The organism is Amycolatopsis saalfeldensis, from assembly GCF_900110575.1.
GTDB lineage: Bacteria > Actinomycetota > Actinomycetes > Mycobacteriales > Pseudonocardiaceae > Amycolatopsis > Amycolatopsis saalfeldensis.
The window spans coordinates 116,393-136,096 of sequence record NZ_FOEF01000022.1 but is presented as its reverse complement, the minus strand read 5'-3'; the positions used below and the strand labels follow the sequence as shown (position 1 = coordinate 136,096).

14 protein-coding genes are annotated in these 19,704 nt (G+C 71.8%); 6 read left to right on the top strand and 8 right to left on the bottom strand.

From position 1 onward, the window contains the following. The first annotated feature begins 17 nt into the window (after nucleotides 1–17). Nucleotides 18–950 (top strand): cobalamin biosynthesis protein, encoded by a 933-nt coding sequence (locus BMY97_RS36945; protein WP_091626748.1) that lies wholly within the window; start codon nucleotides 18–20, stop codon nucleotides 948–950. Beyond that, the gene (locus BMY97_RS36940) at nucleotides 947–2,431 is read left to right on the top strand and encodes a cobyric acid synthase (protein WP_091626746.1); all 1,485 of its coding nucleotides are present in this window, start codon (nucleotides 947–949) and stop codon (nucleotides 2,429–2,431) included. The genes BMY97_RS36945 and BMY97_RS36940 overlap by 4 nt, the downstream gene beginning before the upstream one ends. A 2-nt stretch (nucleotides 2,432–2,433) precedes the next feature. Here the strand turns inward: BMY97_RS36940 and BMY97_RS36935 are convergent, their stop codons facing one another. Then, the gene (locus BMY97_RS36935; protein ID WP_091626743.1) at nucleotides 2,434–3,072 is read right to left on the bottom strand and encodes a DUF4190 domain-containing protein; all 639 of its coding nucleotides are present in this window, start codon (nucleotides 3,070–3,072) and stop codon (nucleotides 2,434–2,436) included. 176 nt (nucleotides 3,073–3,248) lie between these two features. Between BMY97_RS36935 and BMY97_RS36930 the strand changes: the two genes are divergently transcribed. Beyond that, on the top strand, nucleotides 3,249–4,625 hold the full coding sequence (locus tag BMY97_RS36930; protein ID WP_091626740.1) for a hypothetical protein: 1,377 nt from the start codon (nucleotides 3,249–3,251) through the stop codon (nucleotides 4,623–4,625). Nucleotides 4,626–4,698: 73 nt separating this feature from the next. Further along, nucleotides 4,699–6,300 carry a benzoylformate decarboxylase gene (mdlC, locus tag BMY97_RS36925; protein WP_218156959.1) on the top strand — a complete coding sequence of 534 codons (1,602 nt, stop codon included), beginning with the start codon at nucleotides 4,699–4,701 and terminating at the stop codon, nucleotides 6,298–6,300. A gap of 66 nt (nucleotides 6,301–6,366) precedes the next feature. Here mdlC and BMY97_RS36920 read toward each other — a convergent pair whose 3' ends face one another. The 3 genes from BMY97_RS36920 to BMY97_RS36910 are packed head-to-tail and all read right to left on the bottom strand — an operon-like array spanning nucleotide 6,367 to nucleotide 8,747. Next, nucleotides 6,367–6,963, bottom strand: coding sequence for a nitroreductase family protein (locus BMY97_RS36920; RefSeq protein ID WP_091626737.1), 597 nt, complete (start codon nucleotides 6,961–6,963; stop codon nucleotides 6,367–6,369). A gap of 51 nt (nucleotides 6,964–7,014) precedes the next feature. After that, entirely contained in the window at nucleotides 7,015–7,656 is a 642-nt protein-coding gene (locus BMY97_RS36915) for a response regulator (protein ID WP_091626734.1), read from the bottom strand. Beyond that, nucleotides 7,653–8,747: a sensor histidine kinase gene (locus BMY97_RS36910; RefSeq protein WP_143086384.1), complete on the bottom strand. Its 1,095-nt coding sequence runs from the start codon at nucleotides 8,745–8,747 to the stop codon at nucleotides 7,653–7,655. The genes BMY97_RS36915 and BMY97_RS36910 overlap by 4 nt, the downstream gene beginning before the upstream one ends. Before the next feature lie 132 nt (nucleotides 8,748–8,879). Here BMY97_RS36910 and BMY97_RS36905 point away from each other — a divergent pair, with 132 nt between their 5' ends. Together BMY97_RS36905 and BMY97_RS36900 are read left to right on the top strand one after the other, a co-directional pair. Then, the gene (locus tag BMY97_RS36905; protein WP_091626729.1) at nucleotides 8,880–10,409 is read left to right on the top strand and encodes a M1 family metallopeptidase; all 1,530 of its coding nucleotides are present in this window, start codon (nucleotides 8,880–8,882) and stop codon (nucleotides 10,407–10,409) included. A gap of 10 nt (nucleotides 10,410–10,419) precedes the next feature. Beyond that, complete coding sequence (locus tag BMY97_RS36900; protein WP_177231712.1) at nucleotides 10,420–11,331, top strand: ROK family protein; 912 nt, start codon at nucleotides 10,420–10,422, stop codon at nucleotides 11,329–11,331. Between the two features lie 19 nt (nucleotides 11,332–11,350). Here the strand turns inward: BMY97_RS36900 and BMY97_RS36895 are convergent, their stop codons facing one another. The 4 genes from BMY97_RS36895 to gltB form a co-directional block, all read right to left on the bottom strand. Further along, entirely contained in the window at nucleotides 11,351–11,755 is a 405-nt protein-coding gene (locus BMY97_RS36895) for a VOC family protein (protein ID WP_091626726.1), read from the bottom strand. A gap of 87 nt (nucleotides 11,756–11,842) precedes the next feature. Continuing rightward, nucleotides 11,843–13,255 carry a Dyp-type peroxidase gene (locus BMY97_RS36890; RefSeq protein WP_091626723.1) on the bottom strand — a complete coding sequence of 471 codons (1,413 nt, stop codon included), beginning with the start codon at nucleotides 13,253–13,255 and terminating at the stop codon, nucleotides 11,843–11,845. 229 nt (nucleotides 13,256–13,484) lie between these two features. Next, a complete protein-coding gene (locus BMY97_RS36885; protein WP_091626721.1) occupies nucleotides 13,485–14,936 on the bottom strand; it encodes a glutamate synthase subunit beta in 1,452 nt (483 codons plus the stop codon). Then, entirely contained in the window at nucleotides 14,929–19,473 is a 4,545-nt protein-coding gene (gene gltB, locus BMY97_RS36880) for a glutamate synthase large subunit (protein WP_091626718.1), read from the bottom strand. The genes BMY97_RS36885 and gltB overlap by 8 nt, the downstream gene beginning before the upstream one ends. Between the last annotated feature and the right edge of the window lie 231 nt (nucleotides 19,474–19,704).

The following is a 19,704-nucleotide window of genomic DNA, read 5'->3' as shown; positions in this document are numbered from 1 at the left end:
GCGCTAACGTTCGCCACGTGCCACTCCGACTAGCTGTCACCGCGGCCGGGCTGATCACCGGATTCGCCGCCGACACGCTGTTCGGCGATCCGCGCCGCGCGCACCCGGTCGCGCTGTTCGGGACGGCTTCGGCCGCCGTCGAACGCCGGTTGTGGGCCGATTCGAAACCGCGCGGAGCGGTGTACGCGGCTCTCTGTGCGGGCGCGGCGACGGGGCTCGGGCTGGTCGCGCAGGCTGCGACACGGCGACGCCCCTTCGCTCGCTTCGCGCTGACGGCCGCTTCGACCTGGGTGGTGCTCGGCGGCCGTGGTCTCGCCGCCGAAGGCCAGGAGATGGCTCGGCTGCTCGAAGCCGGCGACGTGCCCGCGGCGCGAGCGCGACTTTCGCACCTCTGCGCGCGCGACGCGACGGAGCTGGACAGCGCGGAGCTGACGCGGGCGGCCACGGAGTCGATCGCCGAGAACACCTCCGACGCCGTGGTCGCGCCGCTGCTGTGGGGGGCCGTCGCGGGGATCCCCGGGCTGCTCGGCTATCGCGCGCTCAACACGCTGGACGCCATGGTCGGCTACCGCTCGCCGCGGCACCGCAACTTCGGCTGGGCCGCTGCCCGGGCCGACGACGTCGTGAACCTGCTGCCGTCGCGGGCGGGGGCCGTGCTGACGGCGGCCTGCGCGCCGCTCGCCGGCGGCTGGGCGCGGGCATCGTGGAAGGCCTGGCGGCGCGACGGCGCGCGGCATCCGAGCCCGAACGCCGGCCAGGTCGAGGCGGCGTTCGCCGGGGCACTCGACCTGCGGCTCGGCGGCACGAACAGCTACGGCGGGGAGGTCGAGCGGCGCGGCACGCTGGGTGACGGCCGGGCGCCCGAACCCGCCGACCTGCGTCGTGCGGTGCGGCTCTCGCGCGCGGTCGGGGTCGGGGCGCTCGCCGTCGCCGCGGTGGTGGCGCGATGACCGGGCTGCTGATCGCCGGCACCACCTCCGACGCCGGCAAGAGCCTGGTCACGGCTGGAATCTGCCGCTGGCTGGCACGCCGGGGCGTGCGGGTGGCGCCGTTCAAGGCGCAGAACATGTCCAACAACTCCATGGTGTGCGCGGACGGCGCCGAAATCGGCCGGGCGCAATGGCTCCAGGCCCGCGCGGCGCGGGTGGAGCCCGAGGCGGCGATGAACCCCGTGCTGCTCAAACCGGGCAGCGACCGGCGCAGCCATGTGATCGCGCTCGGCAAGCCGTTCGGGACGCTGGAGGCCGGCGAGTACGCCACCGGCCGGTCCGGGCTGGCGCGGATCGCGTTCGACGCCTTCGCCGGGCTGAGCGCGCGGTTCGACGTGGTCGTCTGCGAGGGCGCGGGCAGCCCCGCCGAGATCAACCTGCGGGCCGGCGATTACGTGAATCTGGGCCTGGCACGGCGGTTCTCGCTGCCGGTGCTGGTGGTCGGCGACATCGACCGCGGCGGCGTGCTGGCGTCGATGTTCGGCACGCTCGCCCTGCTTTCGCCCGAAGACCAAGCGCTGGTCGCGGGCTGGGTGGTGAACAAGTTCCGCGGCGACGTGGGCCTGCTGCGCCCGGGCCTCGACAGCCTGGAGAAGATGACCGGCCGCCCGGTCCTGGGCGTGCTGCCCTGGCTGGACCGCGTCTGGATCGACTCCGAGGACGCGCTCGCCGCCGCGGGCTGGCGGCGCGAGGCGCGTGACGGTGCGCGCGGCCTTCACGTGGCCGTGGTGCGGTTCCCGCGCGCGTCCAACGCCACCGACGTCGACGCCCTCGCGGCCGAGCCCGGCGTGACCGTGAGCCTGACCGCCGATCCGGACGCGGTCGCGGCGGCGGACCTGGTGGTGCTGCCCGGGTCGCGGGCCACTGTGGACGATCTGCGCTGGCTCCGCGAACGGGGACTGGCCGGCGCCGTGGTGGCGCGCGCCGCCGCGGGACGGCCGGTTTTGGGGATCTGCGGCGGTTACCAGATGCTGGCGGAGTCCATTGAGGACGACGTCGAATCCGGCGCCGGCCGCGTCGAAGGGCTGGACCTGCTGCCGACGCACGTGACCTTCGCGGGGGAGAAGGTGCTCGGCCGCCCGTCCGGCAGCTGGCGCGGACACCGTGTCGATGCCTACGAGATCCACCACGGCACCGCGGGTCCGGCCGACGTGGAGTCCTTTCTGGACGGTCATCGCGTCGGCGCGGTGTGGGGCACGACGTGGCACGGCGCGTTGGAGAACGACGGCTTCCGGCGAGCGTGGCTCACGGAGATCGCGGGTCAGGCCGGGGTGCCGTGGTCGCCGGTCCCGGGCGCGCCGGGTTTCGCCGAACTGCGCGAGGAGATGCTGGAACGGCTCGCGGACGCCGTCGAGTCCGAATTGGACACCGGCAAGCTGTTGGCACTGCTGGATTCCGGTGCTCCGGACGGGCTGCCCTTCGTCCCGCCCGGCGCACCGTGACCTCAGTGCACGACGCGGCCCGCCAGCGCGTGGTCGCTCTCCAGGGTGCAGACCGCGGTGCGCGCGTTGGCCGACCAGTCCGACGGCCCGGGGTAGTGCGCCGCCGGGTGGACGTAGGCGGGCGGATCGGTGCTGGTGAAGTACGTCTTCCGGGCGGCCTCGCAGGCGTTCTGCGCGAGCGGGCGCAGGGTGTCCTCGCCCGGGTAGGCGTCGCCGGTCAGCGGGACGGTGGCGAACACCTCGATGTCGTGCGGGTCGTCGCAGGAGGTGGTGCGGAGGTCGGTGCGCTGGTCGTCCAGGCTGATCAGGCAGTCGCCCTGGTGGGCGTTCAGGAACCCGTCGGCGGGGCTCGCGGTCTTCAAGCCCAGCAGTGACAGCACGACGCCTGCCACGACCACCAGCAGCCACGCGCCGCTGACCGCCAGCCCCGCGACGGCGAGGCCGCGGCCGTTCTGCCCGGTCCGGCGGATCCGCACCAGCGCGGCGATCCCGAAGCCGATGCTCAGCGGCAGGCTGATCGCCGGGATCGCCAGCACCAGCGACGCGATCGCGAACCCACTGGTCGTCACCGCCACTGGCGGCGGCGGCGCGTCCTGGTAACTCGGCCCGGACGGTCTCGGCGGCAGCACGTGCTCGGTCATACGGGTCCCCTCGTGGCATCCCCCGACCCGAGCGCCGAGCTTAGCCGAGGCGGTCCGGTCCGCGGTAACCAATTCGAGGCCTGCCCCAATACTTGGCACCGTTCCGTAACGGCCTCCGGCGGAAACGCGACCCCGGATGGCGTCGGAAAACCATGAGCGGAATCGCAGGTAGCGGCATGTCGGAATTCAGGATCGACGGCAGGCACGGGTCCTACGAGTTCGACGACGCGGTCTTCGCGACCGGCGGGGGCGCCCACCTCTTCCACGGTCGTGGGCGGGACTTCGGCCTGGTCTACCAGCGTTACCTCACCCCCGTCCGCAACCCGGAGTCGCGCCGGAAGCTGCTCAGCGTGGTCGACGTCGGCCGGACCGTGTTCCCCGGCCGCGCGGTGGCTCTCGGCAGTTCGCCGCAGGCCTCGGTCTGCTGGCCCACGGACGTCGAACTCGACTCGGCCGGCGCCGTGACCGGCGTGGTCCTGCCCCGGGTACCGGGCGACGCCCGCCCCCTCGCCTCCCTGCGCACGGCGCGGGCGGACCTGCGGGTCTCGGTGCTGATCCGCGTGGCGGAGATCTTCGCCTGGCTGTCGGCGAACGGCCTGGCGCACGGGGGCCTTTCGGAGGCCGGCTTCGTTTGGCGCGAGGCTCCTTCTCCGGGAGCTTTGCTGATCGACGCGGACCGGCTCCAGCCCTCGCACGATCACTACAACGACTGGCACGCCCTCGCCTTGATCATGTACCGCGGCCTGCCGCTCGCGCCGGAGAGCCCTGCACCGCTGACCGAGCTGCTGCACCGAGCCTTGTCGAATCCCTTGTCGGAGAAGGGAATGGTGTCGCCCGCGGAGTGGGTGCACGCGCTGAGGGAAGTCTCTCGACTCCCGCCGGCAGCGCAACAGCCGCTTTACCCGCCGCAGTATCGCCCGCACCAACCCGCGATGGTGCAGCCGTCGGCTTCTCGCAGCTCGTACGTCGTGGCGGCCGTCGTCGCGCTGGGCCTCCTCGTGGTCCTGGTCGGCGCGACGGTGACGTACGCGGTCTCCCGCGGCAGCGCCACAGCCGGCACGGCGCAGACCGCAGGGACGTCCCCAAGCGACCCCGGCTACTACGTTCCCGATCCCAGCACCACCACGCCGGCGCCCGTCACCACCACGGAGACCGTTCCCGCCACCGTGGACGCCGACCCGGAGGCGGTGCTGCGGGCGCAGGCGGCCGCGGACTACCCGCAGGTCGAGGCACTGGCCGGGCAGTGGGTGCCGCAATTGTCGTCCAAGGCGGTCGGCACCCAGGACAACGGGATCACCTACGACAACGCCGCCATCCTGGCCCACTACCGGCAGCTGAAGGTCCTGCGGCCGACCGCGCTGCTGCTGTCCTCGGCCGACTACTCGACGTTCAAGAACGCGGGCTACTGGGTCATCGTGCTGCCGCAGGGCTACAGCTCAGGCACGGCGGCGAACGCGTGGTGCGACGCGGCCGGGATCGACGCCGACAACTGCTTCGCCAAGCTGCTCTCGCACACCGCGGGCCCGCAGGGAGCCACGCTGAACCGGCGCTGACCCGATCGGCACCGGACCGGATCGCGTGCGAAGGTAACGGAAAGGAGCGGTACGAGGAGGGCGGGCGATAGCCGTGGCGTTGCGTGAGCAGGTCTGGGCGATGCTGCGGGCACTCGGGGTGGACGCGGTGTTCGGCAACCCGGGTTCGACCGAGCTGACCATGCTGGCCGGGTTCCCGCCGGACCTGCGGTACTACCTGGGCCTCCAGGAGGCGGCCGTGGTGCTGATGGCCGACGGGTACGCGCAGGTCACGCGCAAGCCGGTGCTGGTCAACCTGCACACCGGGCCCGGGCTGGGCAACGCGGTGGGCAGCCTGCTGACCGCGGCGTGGAGCCGGGCGCCGCTGGTGGTGACGGCGGGCCAGCAGGTGCGGGCGATGATCACGCAGCAGAACTGGCTGGTGAACGTGGACGCCACGACGGTGCCGCGGCCGGCGGTGAAGTGGTCGTTCGAGCCGCCGCGGCCGCAGGACGTGCCGGCGGCGCTGGCGCGGGCGGTGCACACGGCGCGAGCGGCCCCCTCGGGCCCGGTGTTCGTGAGCCTGCCGATGGACGACTGGTCCGCCGTCGCCGATCAGTCCGAAGTGGACGATCTGGCGGTCCGCGTGGTCCGGTACCGCGCCGCGCCGGCCGCGGAGGCCGTGGCGGAGGTGGTGCGGGCGGTGGACGGCGCTTCGCGGCCGGCGCTGGTGCTGGGCGCGGCGGCGACCGCCGAGGGGGACTGGGACAACGCCCACCGCCTGGCCGAGCGGGCCGGGCTGGCGGTGTTCACCGCGCCGTCCTCGGGCCGGAACGTGTTCGACGAGACTTCCCCGTGGTTCCGCGGTTTCCTGCCGTTCGGGGCCAGCCAGATCGGCGAGCGGCTGGCCGGGTACGACGTGGTGCTGGTCGTCGGCGCGCCCGCGTTCACCTGCTATCCGTACTCGCCCGGGCGCTACATTTCGCCGGGCGCGAAGCTGTTCCACCTGACCGACGACCCGGACGAAGCCGCCCGCGCGCCACTGGGCACCTCGGTGCTCGGCGATCCGGGCCGGGCGCTGGCCGAGCTGGCCGGCCGGGTCGCCGAGCGCAAACGGACGCCGCCGGAGCCTCGGCCCGTCCCCCCGGTCCTTTCTGTCGGGGCAACGGGACGGCCCACTTCGGACAGTGTGTACGCGCACCTGGCCGGCGTGATCACCCCGCAGGTGCGGGTGACGCAGGAGTCACCGTCCAATCTGGCCGAATTCCACGACCGGGTCCGGCTGTCCACTCCGGACAGTTTCCTCACCACGCCCAGCGGCGGCCTCGGCTACGGCCTGGCGGCGGGCGTCGGCGCGGCGATCGCCGACCCGTCCCGCCCGGTGCTGGCCATCATCGGCGACGGCTCGCTGCACTACAGCTCGTCCGCCCTGTGGACCGCGGCCCAGGCCGGCGCCCCGGTCGTGACGGTGGTGATGGCGAACCGGGAGTACGAGATCCTCAAGGCGTTCGCCGGGTTCAACCACGTGGCGGGCGGGGTGCCGGGCCTCGAGCTGCCCGGCCTCGACGCCGTCAGCCTGGCCCAGGGCTACGGCGTGCCCGGGCGCCGCGTCGAGGATCCCGCGATGCTGGCCGCGCTGGTGAAAGACGCGCTCGCCGCGCGAAAGCCCGCCCTGTTCGAGATTCCCACCGATCCGGCGGTGCCGCCGTTGCTGTGAACGGTGCCACCCGAGGCGAACACCGAAGCGACCCCGCCGGAGGCCGCGCGCGTTCCCACCCGGGTTTCAGCGCGCCCACTGCACGAGTTCGTCGAGCGGCAGCCGCTGCCGGCTCAGGCTGGACGGGCCCGGCGCGCCGGTCGCCTCGTACCCGAGCGTGAGCACACCGGACAGGCCGACGTCGTCCGGGAACCCGATGGCGGCGCGCAGTGCGGCGATCTCCTCAGGGTCGTCGGGGCCGAAGAACCCGGTCGAGAGGCCCTCGTCGGCCGCGGCGAGCTGGAGCAGGGTGAGCAGGGCGCCGCTGTCGAACCACCAGTACGGCACCGGCCAGATGGTCTCGGTGCCGTCCGCCTCCAGCTTGTCCGGCTGCCGGTAACGCTCGTGATAGGACTCCTCGCGCACGCCGACGGCGATGTGCACGGGTGCCTGCGAGATCCAGGGCGCGAACCCGGCGTCGAGATACGGCTGCTCCGAGGCCTCGGCGATCCGCCGCCGCACGTCCGGCGCGGTGATCACCACCAGCCGGTGGCCCTGGCTGAACCCGCCGCTCGGCGCCCGGTGCACCATCCGCACGATGCGCCGCAGCACGTCCTCGTCGACCGGGTCCGTCCGGTAGCCCCGCACCATCCGGCGGCCCCGCAGCACTTCCGTGAACTCCATGGGCCGATTCTGCCCTGCGCCGCGCCCCGGCGGCCACCCCTGATCCGGTGCTCAGGCCAGGCCCGCGTCGTGGACCAGAATGGCGACCTGGGTGCGGTTGGTGGCGTCCACTTTGGACATGATCCGGCCCACGTGCACCTTCACCGTGGCCTCGCTCAGGCCCAGCGCGGCGGCGATCGCGGCGTTGCTGGAGCCGTGGGCGACGGCGACGGCCACCTCGCGTTCGCGCGGGGTCAGCACTTCGAGCCGGGTCTTGGCGCCCTGGACGGCTTCTCCGGCGGCGAAATGCGCCAGCAGCCGGCGGGTGATCGACGGGGCCAGCATCGCCTCGCCCCGCTTGACCAGGTGGACGGCGCGGACCAGGTCCCGCGGCGGGGTGTCCTTCAGCAGGAAGCCGGTGGCGCCGTGGCGCAGCGCGGTGTGCACGTACTCGTCGAGGTCGAACGTCGTGAGCACCACCACCTGCGGCGCACCCGGCCCGGCGGCCACCACGCGGGTCACCTCCAGCCCGTCGACCCGCGGCATCTGGATGTCGGTGAGCACCACGTCGGGCCGGTGCCGCTCGACCAGCTCCGCCACGCCCTCGCCGTCACCGGCCTCGGCGACCACGCGGATCTCCGGGTCGGACTCCAGGATCATCCGGATGCCGCTGCGGACCAGCGCTTCGTCGTCGAGCAGCAGGACCTTGATCACGGTGTTCCCTTCTCGGGCGGGAAAACCGCCCGGACCACGTAGCGGCCCGCGCCGTCCGGGCCGGTGTGCAGCGTGCCACCGGCCAGGGTGACGCGCTCGCGCATGCCGATCAGCCCGTAGCCGGAGCCCGGCAGCCCGGCGGAGGCGCCGAGCGGGTTGGCCACCTCGACGACCAGCCGCCCGTCTTCCTGGCCGAGCCGCAGGTGGATGGCCGCGCCCGGCGCGTGTTTGGTGGCGTTGGTCAGCGATTCCTGCACGATCCGGTAAGCCGCGCGGCCCACCTGGTCCGGCACCTGCGGCAGCGGTTCGGGCAGGTCGGCGACGATCCGGGCGCCCGCCGCGGTGAGGTCTCCGGCCAGCCGCGCCACGCCGGCCAGCGTCGGGCTGGGCAGGGCGCTCGGTTCGGGCACGTCATCGCGCAGCACCCGCAGGATGTCGCGCAGCTCGGTCAGCGCGGCGGCGCTGGACTCGCGGATCACCTCGGCCAGCTGCCCCGTTTCCTCGTCCGGCGCCCGCACCGACAGCGCGCCGGCCTGCAGCGCGACGATGCTCACCCGGTGGGCCACGACGTCGTGCATCTCCCGCGCGATCCGGCGTCGCTCGGCCGCCACCGCGCGTTCGGCGAGCAGGTCGCGCTCGCGTTCGGCTTGATCGGCGCGCCCGCGCAAGGCGTCGAGCAGCGCCGCCCGCTGGTAGATCCACAGCCCGGCCAGCAGCGGCAGCACGATGAAGCCCACGGAGACGACCCCCGTGGATTCCAGGGCCGCCAGGCTCGTCAGCGGGTGTAAGGCGAGCTGCAGCGCGAGACTGCCGCCCAAGGCGACGGCGGTCGGCCACTTCGGGCCGCGCCGCGCGGCGACGTTGTAGAGCAAGAAGGTCGGCGGCAGCAGTGTGGTCGGCACGAACCATGACAGCGCGACGCCGACGAGCGCGGTGGTCAGCGGGTACCGGCGGCGCAGCAGGAAGACCACGAACACCGCCGCGGTCGCGAACTGCCAGAACGGCGGCGTGCGGACCCGGTGGATCCCGTCCAGCACGAGGACCCCGGTGACCAGGAGAGCCACGCACAGGTCGATCAGCCGGTTCCGCACGCTGATCACCGTAGGCCCCGGCGGTTTCCCGCGCGTCGCCCGTGCCTCGCATTCGCGAGTACGACTTTCCGGTTACGCGGCTCGGGCTGCTCAGCCGATGCGGCCGCCTCCTGAGGAGTGCACTGTGGACACATGACGAAACGGATGCTGAAGAACGCCGTGGTCGCGGGGATCACCGTCGTGCTGGCCACCGGCACGGCCGCGGCCGCGAACGCCGAACCCGGGACCCCCGGCGCGCTGAGCGCGGGCGAGCGGCTCTTCCCCCAATTGGGCAACGGCGGCTACGACGCGCGTGACTACGACGTCGCGGTCGACTACCGGCCCGGCGTCACCACGATGAACGCTTCGGTGACCATGCGGGCGGTCTCGACGCAGGCGCTCTCGTCCTTCGGCCTCGACTCGGCCGTGCCGCAGGTCCGCTCGGTGACGGTCGACGGCCGCGCGGCGAAGTTCGAAGTCAAGGGGGAGAAGCTGATCGTGACGCCGGCGCGCGCGGTGGCGCGAGGCCGCGCGTTCAGCGTCAAGATCGACTACGTCGTGGACCGCGCGAAGAGCCCGGTCTCCCCGGCGATGCCGCTGCCGCCCGGGTTCGAGAACCCGATGCCGGTCTGGGAGAACACGCCCGACGGGTTCGCGGTGCTCGGCCAGCCCGACCGCGAGCACGCCGTGTTCCCGTCGGACGACGTGCCCGCCGACCCGGCGACCTACACCCTCCGGATCACCACGCCGTCCGACGTCGACGCCGTCGGGAGCGGGACTCTCGTGGGCAAACAGCGTGAGGGCGACCGGTCGACTTCGGTGTTCCGGCTGGACCGGCCCGCCGCCACCGACGTGGTGCAGCTCGCCACCGGGCACTTCACCGAGGTCGACCAGGCCGGCCCGCACGGGCTCCCGGTGCGCAGCTACGTCACGAAGGCCGCCAAGCCCGGCGCGCTCGACCGCGTCCGGGACACGCCGGCCCAGGTCGCCTGGCTGGAGCAGGCGATCGGCCGCCCCTTCCCGTACGCGAGCGCCGGTGCCCTCGGCGTCGACACGGTCTACGGCGGGGTCGCGCTCGAAACGGCCGCGATCCCCACGTACGGCGCGGAGTTCCTGGCCGACCCGCGGGAGGCTCCGATCCAGGCCCACGAGCTGACCCACCAGTTCTTCGGCGACGCGGTGGCCGTGCACGACTGGGACGACATGTGGCTGAGCGAAGGCCACGCCGTCTACTACCAGGACCTCTACACCTCCGCCCACGGCGGGAAGCCGTTCGACGAGCAGATGCACGGCCGCTACACCAGTAACAACCAGCAGCTCGACCAGGAGGGCCCGGTCGCGCACCTGAACTCGGCCTGGGGCGTGCTCTCCGGCACCGACAACGGCGGCGCGCTGACGCTGTACGCGTTGCGGAACCTGGTGGGGCAGCCGATGTTCGACCGGATCGAACGGACCTTCTACGACACCTACCGCGGCCGTTCGGCCTCGACGCAGGATTACGTCGACGTGGCCCAGCGGCTCTCCGGACGGGACCTCGGCGGGTTCTTCCACGACTGGCTGTACACGGCGAAAACCCCCCGCGATGCCCGGGCACCCGGACTGGAAGGCCTGACCCTGGCACCGTCCGTGACTCCGGCGGCTACCCGCAGTCAACGTCACCTCGATGTGAGGCCGGGGGTGTGAGAATCCGGGCATGGCTGATTTGGTGGCGGCATTGGACGTGGGCGGCACGACCGTGAAGGCGGCCCTGCTCGACGGTGACCTGAACGTGCTCGCGACGCAGCGGGTAACGACCGCCCGCAGCGCGGACGGCACGGCGCTGGCCGAGCAGGTGGCCGAGGTCGTCTCGGTGCTCGCCGAGCAGGCCGGCACGGGCGCGCCGGGCGCGGTCGGCGTGGTCGTGCCGGGGATCGTCGACGAGCAGGCGCGGGTCGCGCGGTTCTCCGCGAACCTGGACTGGCGCGACGTGCCCTTCGGCGACCTGCTGGAGAGCCGGCTCGGGCTGCCGGTGGCGTTCGGGCACGACGTGAGCGCGGGCGGGCTGGCCGAGTTCCGCGTCGGCGCCGGGCAGGGCTGCGCGGACGCGGCGTTCATCGCCGTCGGCACCGGGATCGCGGCCGCGCTGATGCTGGACGGCCGGCTGTACCGGGCGCACGGGCTGGCCGGCGAGGTCGGGCACATCGACGTCGGCCACCGCATCGTCTGCGGCTGCGGCGCCACGGGCTGTCTCGAGGCGATCTCCTCGGCGGCGGCCATCGCGCGGCGCTACACCGAGCACACCGGCCGGGCCGTGGACGGCGCGCAGCCCGTGGTCGACGCGGCCCGCCACGGCGACGAAGCGGCCGTCGCCGTCGTCTCCGACGCCCTCGACGGGCTGGGCCACGGCATCCGGACCCTGCTGACCCTGCTGGCCCCGGAGGTCGTCGTACTCGGCGGCGGCTTGTTCACCGCGGCCGACTACGTGCTGGAGCCGGTGCGCGACTGGCTCTCGTCCGCGCTGACCTTCCAGCGGATGCCGGAGCTGCGCCTGGCCAAACTCGGCGACGAGGCCGGACGGCTCGGCGCCGGACTGCTCGCCCTCGACCTGCTGGGCACCCGGCGCTGACTGATCGGGCGCTGACCGGTCAGGCCAGGTTCAGCTGCCAGGACACGCCGAACCGGTCGTTCACCCAGCCGAACTTGGTGCTGAAGCCGTAGGAGCCCAGCGGCATCAGTTCCTTGCCGTCCTCGCCCAGCGCCGCGTAGAGCCGGTCCAGTTCGGCCTCGTCGGAGCACTGCACGTACAGCGAGACTGCCGGGGTGAAGCCGAACCCGTGGGCGACCGGGCTGTCGATGGCCATGAACTCCTGGCCGGCCAGGGTGAACGTGGCGTGCTCCACGGTGCCCTCCGGACCCTGCCCGCCCGCGCCGTATCGGCGGATGGCCACGATCGCGGCGTCCTCGAACAAGGACAGGTAGAAGGTGAGCGCCTCCTCCGCCCGGCCCTCGAACATCAGGAACGTGGTGACTTTCTGCGGTGTCCTCTCCATGCGCGTCAGTCAAGCACTCCGGGCGCCGAGTGGCCCCTTCGCGCGGGTCGCGAAGGGGCCATTACCCCCAGTGGCCGTCGGCCTTGCTCAGGCGAGCGAGCGCAGGAAGGCGAGCGACGGCATGAAGAAGTAGTCGCCGCCCTTGCACGTGACGGCCTGGGGCACCGGTGGCGCCGTGACCGTGGTGGTGCCGCCCCAGCCGGGCACGTACTCCGACGATTCGCGCGGTCCCTGGCCGATCACCGGGTCGAGGCCCGGCTTCACCGGCGCCTTCGGGAAACCCGGGTTGTCGGCCCAGGTCGCCTGCGTGAACTCGAACTGGTTGCCCAGCGCCGAGTTGAACGCCATGAACAGCAGCCCGACGCCGCCGGACGGGCGCTGGGCCGGCGGCACGTCGGCGTTCGGGTCGTCGGCTCGCTCGCCGTAGGGCACGCCGCGGCGCGCCATCAGGTGCAGGCGCTCGTCCGCGGGCTCCTCGAACCCGCCGCTGCCACGCGGGTTCGTCTTGCGGATGTGCGCCTGGAACGGGCATTTGGCGGCCGCGAGGTCGCTGTCGTAGGTGAAGTTGTTGGACACCGGGCTTTCCGCGCCGTCCTCGCGCTGCGTGGTGAGCGGGGTGCCGTCCTCGAACCGGCCGATGATCATGGCGCCCGCGCGCTCGCGGTCGTCGCCGGTGAGCCCGAGCGCGCCGGCCAGGTCGAGCTCGGCCTGCTTGAACCGCCGCACGTTCTGCTCCAGCTTGCGGAAGACGAAGTAGCTGCCGAAGTGCACGGCCGGGTCCGGCGCCGCCACGTCGGCGACCAGCACCTGCGAGAGCGGGGCCGAGGGGTCCCAGACGTTGATGCCGTCGGTGGAGTTCTTCTCCGCGTCCACGTCCTCGGCCAGGAACAGCGGCTGGCTGCGGCCGTCGACGTAACCGAAGTGCTCGATGCCCTCGCCGCGCGAGTTGGTCCGGCCGAGGCCCGCCTCTTCGGCCAGCACGGTGACGGAATCCGGCAGCAGGGCCAGCACCTCGTTGCGGCGCGCGGTCATCGCGCCGTCGGCGGCGTCGCCGATCAGGACCACGGCGTGGATCTCACCGTGGTAGCCGGGATCGAACGTGGACCGCGGCGGGTCGGCGAGCTTCTGCCGCGTCGCCGGGTCACGCATGCCGCGCAGGAACGACTCGTCCTGCGGCACCTGCTTCACGCCCAGCGCGTGATACCCGGCGGCGGTCAGCCCGACCCCCACGTACGGCGTTCCCCCGGTGCCCGCGGCCTTGAACGCGCTGATCTCCTGCAGCTGCGTCTTCGCGGACTTCATCTGCTGGTTCGCCAGCGCCGCCAGGAAGCCCTTCGCCGCGGCCGCGTCCTTCCGGTTTTCGCCGAACCGCAGGAAAAGCACGGACAAGTGATCGCGGGCGTGCGCCTTCAGGATGTTGGGCTGGAGCTCGTCGAGCATCGTGGCGGCGTCACCGCTCGCCGTGGTCCAGGCCAGAGTGCTGGTCAGATCGACAGCCATGCCAGGGTCCCCTCCCCGTTCCCGCCGTGCCGGCGGCCACCACCGGCACCCGAGCCCCCTCGGCGACCGGCGGTGTTCCTCCCTTGGTTCCAGGTTGCGCTCAGTGGTATCGCAGATGCCACCTACGTCGGGAATTCACCCGGATAGCGCAATAACGGTTTCGCTCGGTGATTGAGGGGTGGCAAAAAGATCGGGCGGGTGCGGCACCGTTGACGCACCCGCCCGAAACTCAGGAGATCGGCCGGTCCGTCGGCGCGATCGGGGCGGGCAGGAAGCCGCGGCCGGTGAGGAAGGAGTCGACGCCGGCGGCGCAGGAGCGGCCTTCCGCGATGGCCCAGACGATGAGCGACTGGCCGCGGCCCATGTCGCCGGCCACGAAGACGTTGTCGAGGCTTGTGCGGAAGTCCTGGTCCCGCGCGACGTTGCCGCGCTGGTCCAGCTCCACGCCGAGGTCCTCGATCAGGCCCTCGCGCTGCGGGCCCAGGAAACCCATGGCCAGCAACACCAATTGGGCCGGCAGCTCGGTCTCGCTGCCCTCGACGGGGACGAACTTGCCGCCCTCGTTGCGGACCTCGACGAGCTTCAGCGCCCGCACCCGGCCGTCGGCGTCACTCAGGAACTCCTGCGTGTTCACCGAGTACAGCCGCTCGCCGCCCTCCTCGTGGGCCGAGGAGACGCGGTAGATCATCGGGTACGTCGGCCACGGGTGCGCGTCCGCGCGCGACTCCGGCGGCCGCGGCATGATTTCCAGCTGGGTCACCGATTTCGCGCCCTGGCGGTGCGAGGTGCCGACGCAGTCCGCGCCGGTGTCGCCGCCGCCGATGACCACGACGTCGAGGCCCTCGGCGGAGTACGGCGAGACGTCCAGCTCGCCCGCGGCCACCCGGTTCGCCGGCGGCAGGAACTCCATCGCCTGGTAGATGCCGGTCAGCTCACGGCCGTCGATCGGCAGGTCGCGCCACGCGGTCGCGCCGCCCGCCAGCACCACGGCGTCGTGGGACGACCGCAGCTCGTCCACCGTGAGGTCGGCGCCGACGTCCACCGAGGTCCGGAATTCCGTGCCCTCGGCCCGCATCTGCTCGATCCGCCGGTCGAGCCGGTGCTTCTCCATCTTGAACGCGGGGATGCCGTAACGCAGCAGCCCGCCGATCTTGTCGGCCCGCTCGAAGACCACCACGCTGTGGCCCGCGCGCGTCAGCTGCTGCGCCGCTGCGAGCCCGGACGGGCCGGAGCCGACCACGGCGACCTTCTTGCCGGTCTTCGCGATCGGCACCTGCGGCGTGACCCAGCCTTCGGCGAAGGCCCGGTCGATGATGGAGATCTCGACCCGCTTGATCGTCACCGGGTCGTCGTTGATGCCCAGCACACACGCGGTCTCGCACGGCGCGGGGCACAGCGTGCCGGTGAACTCCGGGAAGTTGTTCGTGGCGTGCAGCCGCTCGGCCGCCTCCTGCCAGTCTTCCCGCCACACCAACGTGTTCCACTCGGGGATCAGGTTCCCCAGCGGACAGCCCTGGTGACAGAACGGGATGCCGCAGTCCATACAGCGCCCGGCCTGCTTCTCCAGCTTCGTCGACGCGAAGTCCTCGTAGACCTCACGCCAGTCCATCAGCCGCAGATCGACCGGACGCCGCTTCGGCTCTTCGCGGGTGGTGGTCAGAAAGCCCTTGGGGTCAGCCATGTGCGGCCTCCATGATCGCCTCGTTCACGTCACGCCCATCCCGCTCGGCTTGCACCTGAGCGGCGAGCACACGCTTGTAGTCCTTCGGCATGACCTTGCCGAAGCGGTCGACGGCGGCGTCCCAGTCGGCGAGCAGCGTGCGCGCGACCGCGGACTCCGTTTCGTTGTAATGCTTTTCGACGGTTTCACGCAGGAAGTCGGCGTCCTCGGAGTCGAGCGGGTCGATGTCGACCATCTCCGGGTTCACCCGGTGCACCGGCAGGTCCAGCACGTACGCGATGCCACCGGACATGCCGGCCGCGAAGTTGCGCCCGACCCCGCCGAGCACCACGACCCGGCCGCCGGTCATGTATTCGACGCCGTGGTCGCCCACGCCTTCGACGACGGCCAGCGCGCCGGAGTTGCGCACGCAGAACCGTTCGCCCGCCTTGCCCCGGATGAAGATCTCACCGCTGGTGGCGCCGTAACCGATCACGTTGCCCGCGATGATGTGCTCCTCGGCGGCGATGACCGCCTCCTTCGCCGGGCGCACGATCAGCCGCCCGCCGGAAAGACCCTTGCCGACGTAGTCGTTGCCGTCGCCGTAGAGCCGCAGCGTGATGCCCTTCGGCACGAACGCGCCGAACGACTGGCCCGCGGTGCCGGTGAAGGTGACGTCGATCGTGTCGTCCGGCAGGCCCTCGCCGCCCCACTTCTTGGTCAGCTCCGAGCCGAGCATGGTGCCGACGGTGCGGTTGACGTTGCGCACCGGCAGTTCCAGCCGCACCTTGTCACCCGAGGACAGCGCGCCCTCGGCCAGCTGGATCAGCGTGTTGTCGAGCGCCTTGTCGAGCCCGTGGTCCTGCGCCACCTGCTGGTGGCGCGCCGCGCGCGGGGCCAGCCCGGGCACGTGGAAGATCGGCGACAGGTCCAGCCCGGCCGCCTTCCAGTGGTCGACGGCCTGGCGCTTGTCGAGCACCTCGGCGTGGCCCACGGCCTCGGCGATGGACCGGAAACCCAGCTCCGCCAGGTATTCCCGGACCTCCTGCGCGATGAACTGGAAGAAGTTCACCACGTACTCGGCCTTGCCGCTGAACTTCTCCCGCAGCTTGGGGTTCTGCGTCGCGACGCCCACCGGGCAGGTGTCGAGGTGGCAGACGCGCATCATGATGCAGCCCGAAACCACCAGCGGCGCGGTCGCGAAGCCGAACTCCTCGGCGCCGAGCAGCGCCGCGATCATCACGTCACGGCCGGTCTTGAGCTGGCCGTCGGTCTGCACCACGATGCGGTCGCGCAGCCGGTTCGCCAGCAGGGTCTGCTGGGTCTCGGCCAGGCCCAGCTCCCACGGGCCGCCGGCGTGCTTGATGGACGACAGCGGCGAAGCGCCCGTCCCGCCGTCGTGACCGGAGATCAGCACCACGTCCGCGTGCGCCTTGGACACCCCGGCCGCGACCGTGCCGACGCCGACCTCGGACACGAGCTTCACGTGGATGCGCGCGGCCGGGTTGGCGTTCTTCAGGTCGTGGATCAGCTGCGCCAGGTCTTCGATCGAGTAGATGTCGTGGTGCGGCGGCGGGGAGATCAGGCCGACGCCCGGCGTCGAGTACCGCGTCTTCGCGATCCACGGGTACACCTTCGCGCCGGGCAGCTGCCCGCCTTCACCGGGCTTCGCGCCCTGCGCCATCTTGATCTGGATGTCGTCGGCGTTGACCAGGTACTCACTCGTCACGCCGAACCGGCCGCTCGCGACCTGCTTCACGGCGGAGCGCCGCTCGGGGTCGTACAGCCGTTCGGCGTCCTCGCCGCCTTCGCCGGTGTTCGACTTGCCGCCCAGCCGGTTCATCGCGATGGCCAGGGTCTGGTGCATCTCCATCGAAATCGAGCCGTAGGAGATGGCGCCGGTGGCGAACCGCTTGACGATCTCCGAGACCGGCTCGACCTCCTCGATCGGCACCGGCGTCCGCTCGCCGTACTTGAAGTCGAACAGCCCGCGCAGCGTCTGCAGCTTCTCCGACTGGTCGTTGACGGCCTTCGTGTACTCCTTGAAGACCTCGTACTTCCCGCTGCGCGTGGAGTGCTGCAGCTTGAACACGGTCTGCGGGTTGAACAGGTGCGGCTCGCCCTCGCGGCGCCACTGGTAGTCCGCGCCGGTCTCCAGCTCACGGTGGCTGGGGCGGACGCCGTCGGCCGGGAAGGCCCGGCGGTGGCGCTGCTCGACCTCGTCGGCGATGGTGTCGAACCCGACGCCGCCGAGCCGTGAAGTGGTTCCGGTGAAACAGGTGTCGACGATTTCGGCGCCCAGCCCGACGGCCTCGAAGATCTGCGCGCCGGTGTAGGACGCGACGGTGGAGACGCCCATCTTGGACATCGTCTTGCGCACGCCCTTGCCCAGCGCCTTGATCAGGTTCGTGGTCGCCTGCTTGCCGGTGACGCCCGGGATCAGGCCCTGGTGCGCCATCTCCTCGACCGTCGCCATCGCCAGGTACGGGTTCACCGCGGCCACGCCGTAACCGACGAGCAACGCGATGTGGTGCACCTCGCGCGCGTCGCCCGCCTCGACGATGAGGCCGACCTGCGTGCGCGTCTTCTCGCGGACCAGGTGGTGGTGCACCGCGCCGGTCAGCAGCAGCGAAGGGATCGCGGCGTGGTGCTCGTCGACGCCGCGGTCCGACAGCACGATCAACCGCGCGCCGTCCTCGATCGCTTCGGACACTTCGCTGCGGATCTCGTCGAGACGCTGTACGAGCGCTTCGCCGCCGCCGTGCACGTTGTAGCGGCCGAGCACCGTGACGGCCTGGAACTCCGGCAGTGTGCCGTCGTCGTTGACGTGCACCAGTTTCGCCAGCTGGTCGTTGTCCAGCACGGGGAACGGCAGCACGATGCGGCGACACGAGGCGGCGTCGGCCTCCAGCAGGTTCGGCTCCGCGCCGATCTGCGTGCCGAGCGCGGTGATCAGCTCTTCCCGGATGGAGTCCAGCGGCGGGTTCGTCACCTGGGCGAACAGCTGGATGAAGTAGTCGAACAACGGCCGCGAGCGCGTGGACAGCGGGGCGAGCGGCGAATCGTTGCCCATCGAGCCGATCGGCTCCGCGCCGGTGCGGGCCATCGGCTCGAGGATGGTCTCCAGCTCTTCTTCGGTGTAGCCGAAGGACTGCTGGCGCCGTACGAGCGCGGCGTGCAGCGGCACCTCGCGGTCTCGCTCGGGCAGGTCTTCCAGGCGCAGCAGCCCGGCGTCGACCCATTCGTCGTACGGGTGCGCGGTGGCCAGCTCGCTCTTGATCTCCTCGTCCTCGATGATCCGGCCCTCGGCGGTGTCGACGAGGAACATCCGGCCCGGCTCCAGCCGGCCCTTGCGGACGATCGTGGACTGGTCCAGCTCCAGCACCCCGACCTCGCTGGCGAGCACCACGAGGCCGTCGTCGGTCACCCAGTAGCGGCCGGGGCGCAGGCCGTTGCGGTCGAGCACCGCGCCGATCTGCGTGCCGTCGGTGAACGCGACCAGCGCGGGCCCGTCCCACGGCTCCATCAGCGTCGAGTGGAACTCGTAGAACGCCCGGCGCGCGGGGTCCATCTCCTGATGGTTCTCCCAGGCCTCCGGGATCATCATCAGCACGGAGTGCGGCAGGGACCGGCCGCCGAGGTGCAGCAGCTCCAGCACCTCGTCGAAGGAGGCGGAGTCGCTGGCGCCGCGGGTGATCACCGGGTAGATCCGCTTGAGGTCGCCGGGGACGAGGTCGGTCTCCAGCAGCGCCTCGCGGGCGTCCATCCAGTTGCGGTTGCCCTTGAGGGTGTTGATCTCGCCGTTGTGCGCCACGTACCGGTACGGGTGCGCGAGCGGCCACGACGGGAAGGTGTTGGTGGAGAAGCGGGAGTGCACGAGGCCGATGGCGCTCGTCACGCGCTCGTCGGTCAGGTCGAGGAAGAACCGCTCGACCTGACCCTCGGTGAGCATTCCCTTGTAGACGATCGTGCGCGAGGACAGTGACGGGAAGTACACGTCATCGTCGACCAGCTCGTGCTCGGCGCGCTTGCGCACGCAGAAGGCGGCGCGCTCCAGGGCGAGGCCCTCGCGGTTGTGGCGGCGCCCGGCCAGGAACAGCTGCGTGAAGTGCGGCATGGTCTCGGCGGCGGTGGGCCCGCAGTGCGCGGTGTCCACGGGCAGCTCGCGCCAGCCCACCACGCGCATGTCCTCCTCGGCGGCGATCCGCTCGATGGTGGTCATGGCGCGGCCGCGGCGTTTTTCGTCCTGCGGCAGGAAAGCGGTGCCGACGGCATACGCGCCCTCTTCGGGCAGCGTGAAGCCGGCGACCTCGCGGTAGAACGCGTCGGGCACCTGGATCAGCAGGCCGGCGCCGTCACCGGTGTCCGGTTCGGCGCCTCGCGCCCCGCGATGCTCCAGATTCCTGAGCGCGACCAGGGCTTTCGCCACGATCTGATGATCGCGGCGGCCGGCGAGGTCGGCGACGAACGCGACCCCGCAGGCGTCGTGTTCGTAAGAAGGGTCGTACAGACCCGCGAGGGCCGGTGTGCTGGAACCGGAACTGGCACGGTGGGTCACGGCTGGCCGCCTCCCAAGGCGTTGGCGCGCCCGGTACTCACTCCATCGGATGGTTCGACAGTGAACCGGTTAACGAAGTGGTCCGGAACCGCGATGGTCAGTCGGGGGAAGGAATTCGCCGCGGGCTCGCCCGTTGCCCTCTCGCGGGAGCTTGCTGCTCGCGCGAGGGAAGAGCCAGGCGGGACGGCCCAGCCCGGTCGTCGTCGATCGGGCTGCGGGTTATTCACGGGC

What these genes read in the sequence shown, in the direction of transcription:
- BMY97_RS36940 (WP_091626746.1), top strand. Translation starts at nt 947, where the DNA reads ATGACCGGGCTGCTGATCGCCGGCACCACCTCCGACGCCGGCAAGAGC.
- BMY97_RS36935 (WP_091626743.1), bottom strand. Translation starts at nt 3,072, where the DNA reads ATGACCGAGCACGTGCTGCCGCCGAGACCGTCCGGGCCGAGTTACCAG.
- BMY97_RS36930 (WP_091626740.1), top strand. Translation starts at nt 3,249, where the DNA reads ATGTCGGAATTCAGGATCGACGGCAGGCACGGGTCCTACGAGTTCGAC.
- BMY97_RS36920 (WP_091626737.1), bottom strand. Translation starts at nt 6,963, where the DNA reads ATGGAGTTCACGGAAGTGCTGCGGGGCCGCCGGATGGTGCGGGGCTAC.
- BMY97_RS36905 (WP_091626729.1), top strand. Translation starts at nt 8,880, where the DNA reads ATGACGAAACGGATGCTGAAGAACGCCGTGGTCGCGGGGATCACCGTC.
- BMY97_RS36900 (WP_177231712.1), top strand. Translation starts at nt 10,420, where the DNA reads ATGGCTGATTTGGTGGCGGCATTGGACGTGGGCGGCACGACCGTGAAG.
- BMY97_RS36895 (WP_091626726.1), bottom strand. Translation starts at nt 11,755, where the DNA reads ATGGAGAGGACACCGCAGAAAGTCACCACGTTCCTGATGTTCGAGGGC.
- BMY97_RS36890 (WP_091626723.1), bottom strand. Translation starts at nt 13,255, where the DNA reads ATGGCTGTCGATCTGACCAGCACTCTGGCCTGGACCACGGCGAGCGGT.
- BMY97_RS36885 (WP_091626721.1), bottom strand. Translation starts at nt 14,936, where the DNA reads ATGGCTGACCCCAAGGGCTTTCTGACCACCACCCGCGAAGAGCCGAAG.